The following is a 4907-nucleotide window of genomic DNA, read 5'->3' on the forward strand; positions in this document are numbered from 1 at the left end:
TGTGCTTGCCCGCTCTCTGCGAAGCAGAGCGAGGTACTCCATCAGCAGCGGCCGGCGGGCCGACCAGGTCTATGTCGCCCTTCAGCACTTTGAGAGCTCCGGCAGTTCGTCGAGACTGGTCGAGCGCAGAAAACGGCCGAACGACGTCAGGTGCTCGGCGTCGTGCAGCAGCACACTGGTCGCGCGCATCGGTCATCGTCGGAATTTCACCATCTGGAATGGCTTGCCGCTGTCTGTCGAGGCCGCGGAGGCAAGCCATTCCAGATGGTGAAATTCCGAACAATGACCGATGCGCGCGACAAGAACAGTGTGCTGCTGCACGACGCCGAGCGCCTGACGTCGTTCGGCCGTTTTCTGCGCTCGACCAGTCTCGACGAACTGCCGGAGCTCTGGAATGTGCTGAAGGGCGACATGAGCCTGGTCGGCCCGCGCCCGCTGTTGATGGAGTACCTCGCTCTGTACTCGCAGGAGCAAGCGCGGCGGCACGAAGTCCGCCCCGGGATTACAGGATGGGCCCAGGTAAACGGCCGCAATGCCATCAGTTGGGACGACAGATTCAAACTGGACGTTTGGTACGTCGATCACCGCACGCTGTTGCTGGACCTGCGGATCATCTGGCGCACCGTCCGAAAAGTACTGATACGTGAAGGAATTAGCGCGGCAGGCGAGGCGACGATGTCGAAGTTTACGGGTAACGAAGCCAATCATAAGCCGATAGCCGATCGCAGCCCGATTAAAAGCAACATATTAACGAATATGGATGAGTTTCTTCGAAGGAAAATTGCAGTTTTTGGTGCCAGCGGCTTTGGTCGTGAGGTACTTCCGCTGGTAAGGAAGAAACTCCAGGCGGAGATCGATCCGTGGGAACTTGTTTTCGTCGATGACAATCCCCAGACGCCTGAGATAAATAGCCACCGTGTCCTGAGTTATGAGAATTGGCTGGCTGAACCAGCGAGTTCGCGCCATATCGTCGTGGCGATTGCAAACAGTGCGGTCCGGGAGCGGCTACCGCCCGTTGCACTAACGATGGCGTGAATTTTTTTGACGTCATGGCAGATAACGCTGTTGTCATGGACGACGTGCAGATTGGCGCCGGCTCGATTATCAGCCCGTTTGTCACGCTTACCAGCAATATCCAGATCGGAAAGCAATTCCACGCGAATATTTATAGCTACGTTGCCCATGATTGCGTTATTGGAGATTATGTCACCTTTGCGCCCGGCGTTAAATGCAACGGCAATGTGGTAATTGAAGATCATGCTTACATCGGGACGGGCGCGATTCTTCGCCAGGGCAAACCCGGCGCGCCGCTGGTAATCGGCCGCGGTGCCGTGGTCGGCATGGGCGCCGTCGTCACCAAGAATGTCGAGCCCGAGGCGACTGTCGTCGGCAATCCCGCCCGTCCTATGCTCCGCGAGCAGAAGTAGTATCCCAAGAAATCATATGTTGAATACACCGTTTTCCGTTTGGCCCAGTTTTACCGAAGAAGAAGCGGCCGCAGTCAAGCAGGTACTTCTTTCCAATCGCGTCAATTATTGGACAGGGACCGAATGTCGCGAATTTGAACGAGAATTTGCCGCCTGGTCCGGCACCCATCATGCCATTGCGCTGGCGAACGGTACCCTCGCACTCGATCTCGCATTGAAGGCGCTTGGAATCGGATCCGGCGATGAAGTCATCGTCACGCCGCGGACGTTCATCGCCAGCGTCTCCTGCGTCGTCAATGCGGGCGCGACTCCGGTGTTCGCGGATGTTGAACTCGACAGCGGCAATATCTCGGCCGCGACCATCGCCCGTGTACTCACGCCGCGCACCAAAGCCGTGATCTGCGTTCATCTGGGCGGATGGACCTGCGACATGGACCCCATCATGGAATTGGCCGACGCGCATGGCTTCAGGGTCATTGAAGACTGCGCACAAGCGCATGGCGCCCGCTACAAAGGCCGGAGTGTCGGATCGATCGGTCATGTGGGCGCCTGGAGCTTTTGCCAGGACAAAATCATGACCACCGGCGGCGAAGGCGGCATGGTGACGACCAATGACGAGCAACTGTGGCGCGCGATGTGGGCCTTCAAGGATCATGGGAAGAGCTACGCGGCCGTCTACGAACGCGAGCATCCGCCGGGATTCCGCTGGCTTCACGAAAACTTCGGCACCAACTGGAGAATGATGGAAATGCAGGCTGTCGTCGGCCGCATCCAGTTGTCGCGCATGTCGGGTTGGACTGCGGCACGTACCGCGAATGCCGAGGCAATCTGGACTGCCTGCCGCCCGCATGGCGCGGTGCGCGTTCCCGTATTGCCGGATGAGATCGAACACGCGCATTACAAATGCTATGTCTACGTCGACGACGATGGCCTGGCACCAGGCTGGTCGCGCGACCGGATCGTCGCAGAAATCAATAAGCATGGCGTGCCATGTTTCCAAGGGTCGTGTTCGGAGGTTTATCTCGAACGCGCATTTGGCGGCACCGCGTTCCGCCCGCGCATGCGCTTACCGAATGCGCGTGCGCTCGGCGAAAACAGCGTGATGTTTCTGGTGCATCCGACGTTGACCGGGGCCGAGATCGACAAGGCCTGCACAGTGATCGACAGTGTGCTTTCCGAGGCGAGCGCGGCGTCCGGCCGATCGCAGAGACAATGATGTTGAATGATTTTGCCGACAAACTGTTGTCTTTGCCCAGACCGGTAAAGCGGGCGCTCGCCCTGGTCGTCGACGCCGCGGTATGCGCGTTGTGCGTCTGGCTCGCTTTTGCGTTAAGGCTGGATAATTGGGCGTTCTCCGTGAACAGCGATCGAATCATCGCAATCGCGGTCGCGACCGGCCTGGCTTTACCGATCTTCATCGTCACCGGCTTTTACCGCGCGATTTTCCGGTTTTCCGGAACCGCGGCACTGATCGCACTCGTGCAGGCCTGTGCCGTGTTCGGGATGCTTTATGCACTGATCTTCACACTGGTCGGTATCCCGGGCGTCCCGCGCAGCGTCGGCATCAATGTACCCTTGCTCGTATTCGTTCTGGTAGGGGCAAGCCGGCTGCTTGCCCGTTACTGGTTGGGCGGCATGTATCAAGGAATTCTGAACCGGAAATCCTTGCCGCAGGTCGTGATTTATGGTGCGGGCGCGGCTGGCCGCCAGTCTGGCAGCAGCGTTAGCCAACAGCCGCGAAATGGTGGTGTGCGCATTCGTTGACGATGCCAAACAACTGCAAGGTGCCTCGCTCAACGGGTTGCCGATCTATGCACCGTCGCGGCTTCTCGAACTCGTGCATGAGCGCGGCATCACCGATCTGCTGTTGGCCATGCCGGGAGTCGGACGGTCCCGGCGCGCGGAAATCGTCGGTCTGATCCAGGCATTGAAGCTGCCGCTGCACGTGCGAACCCTGCCTGACCTGATCGAACTGGCGCAAGGCCGCGTTCAGATCCATGATATTCATGAGCTCGACATCGAAGACCTGCTGGGGCGCGAACCGGTTCCGCCCCATAGCGAATTGTTGCATCGAAATATTCGAGATCGCGTCGTATTGGTCACGGGTGCCGGCGGGTCGATTGGTAGTGAAATTTGCCGCCAGATTATTCGCCTGGCCCCCAAGACGCTCCTGCTCGTGGAGATGTCGGAATATGCGCTCTACACGATTCACAGCGAACTGGAACGCAAATTAAACAACTCCCAAGTGCGTATTCTTCCGTTGCTCGCGTCGGTGCGAAATGAAACACGGATGCGCGAAATCATGCGGACATGGAAACCAGATACGGTCTACCACGCTGCGGCGTATAAGCATGTGCCCCTCGTTGAGCACAATCCCGCGGAAGGTGTGCGCAATAACGTCTTGGGAACGCTGGTCACCGCGCGCATCGCCGCCGAATGCGGTGTACGCGATTTCGTGCTGATCAGTACGGACAAGGCGGTTCGGCCAACCAATATCATGGGGGCGACCAAGCGGTTGGCCGAAATGGTACTCCAGGGCCTGGCGCAGGACCCGAACGGCTGCACGCGTTTTTCGATGGTGCGTTTCGGGAATGTCCTGGGTTCGAGCGGTTCGGTCGTGCCGCTGTTCCGTCAACAGATCAAGGACGGCGGACCGATCACGCTGACCCATACGAACATCACGCGCTATTTCATGACGATCCCGGAAGCTGCGCAACTGGTGATTCAAGCGAGTGCCATGGCGGCGGGCGGCGAGGTCTTCGTTCTCGATATGGGCGCGCCTGTGCGGATCATCGATCTGGCAAAACGCTTGGTGGAATTGTCCGGCCTGACCGTGCGGGATGCCAACAACACGCATGGCGATATCGAAATCGTGATTACCGGATTGCGGCCGGGCGAAAAGCTGTACGAGGAATTGCTGATCGGCGATAACCCGTCACCGACTGATCACCCGCGCATCATGAAAGCGCACGACGACGCGATGCCGTTGGAACGCTTGACCGAGCGTCTGGCTGCGGTCGAGCTTGCCCTGGCTTTGAATAATGTCGAAATGCTCAGGCAACTCTTGAGCGAACTGGTTTCCGGATATCAGCCGGCAGCCGAGATCGTCGATTGGGTGCACCTCGAACAGATCGAGGAACTGCAAATGCACGATGTAGGGGAAAGCAATACCTTGGCTGCCAGTTGAACAGGCAGCCCTCGGGAGCGAATGCCGGAGCGATTACATGAGACGGCGCGCATGCACTCTCGCGGCATTGCGACACGGGGTGTTCACGTCGCGCAGCAAAATGTTTGCTTCGGCTTCGGCGCAGACCATCAGGATATCGTCCGCCCATTGAGGGTAAGAGGGCTCCTCCCCGGCATGCAAGGCCGAGTACCGGTACTGATCGAGAGCTTCGCCGAGGTGCTGGATCATCCAACTAACTCCTCCGTTTTAACCTTAGCAATACGCAACTGAACCAAGTGGTCCAGGCAAAACAG

3 protein-coding genes and 3 pseudogenes are annotated in these 4907 nt (G+C 58.4%); 5 read left to right on the top strand and 1 reads right to left on the bottom strand.

From position 1 onward, the window contains the following. Window positions 1-228, bottom strand: a pseudogene (locus tag ACWNCF_RS00255) (sugar transferase); the annotation flags it as partial. Between the two features lie 12 nt (window positions 229-240). Between ACWNCF_RS00255 and ACWNCF_RS00260 the strand changes: the two are divergent. From ACWNCF_RS00260 to ACWNCF_RS00280, 5 genes and pseudogenes are all read left to right on the top strand, one after another. Further along, a pseudogene (locus ACWNCF_RS00260) lies at window positions 241-699 on the top strand (sugar transferase); the annotation flags it as partial. Window positions 700-756: 57 nt separating this feature from the next. Then, window positions 757-1427: pseudogene (locus ACWNCF_RS00265) on the top strand (acetyltransferase). 16 nt (window positions 1428-1443) lie between these two features. Continuing rightward, window positions 1444-2643, top strand: coding sequence for a DegT/DnrJ/EryC1/StrS family aminotransferase (locus ACWNCF_RS00270; protein WP_449405609.1), 1200 nt, complete (start codon window positions 1444-1446; stop codon window positions 2641-2643). Window positions 2644-2645: 2 nt separating this feature from the next. Next, window positions 2646-3191, top strand: a complete 546-nt coding sequence (locus ACWNCF_RS00275; RefSeq protein ID WP_449405610.1) for a hypothetical protein — start codon at window positions 2646-2648, stop codon at window positions 3189-3191. Continuing rightward, on the top strand, window positions 3112-4614 hold the full coding sequence (locus ACWNCF_RS00280; protein WP_449405611.1) for a polysaccharide biosynthesis protein: 1503 nt from the start codon (window positions 3112-3114) through the stop codon (window positions 4612-4614). The genes ACWNCF_RS00275 and ACWNCF_RS00280 overlap by 80 nt, the downstream gene beginning before the upstream one ends. Window positions 4615-4907 lie beyond the last annotated feature (293 nt).

The sequence above is a fragment of the Massilia phosphatilytica genome (assembly GCF_977014125.1).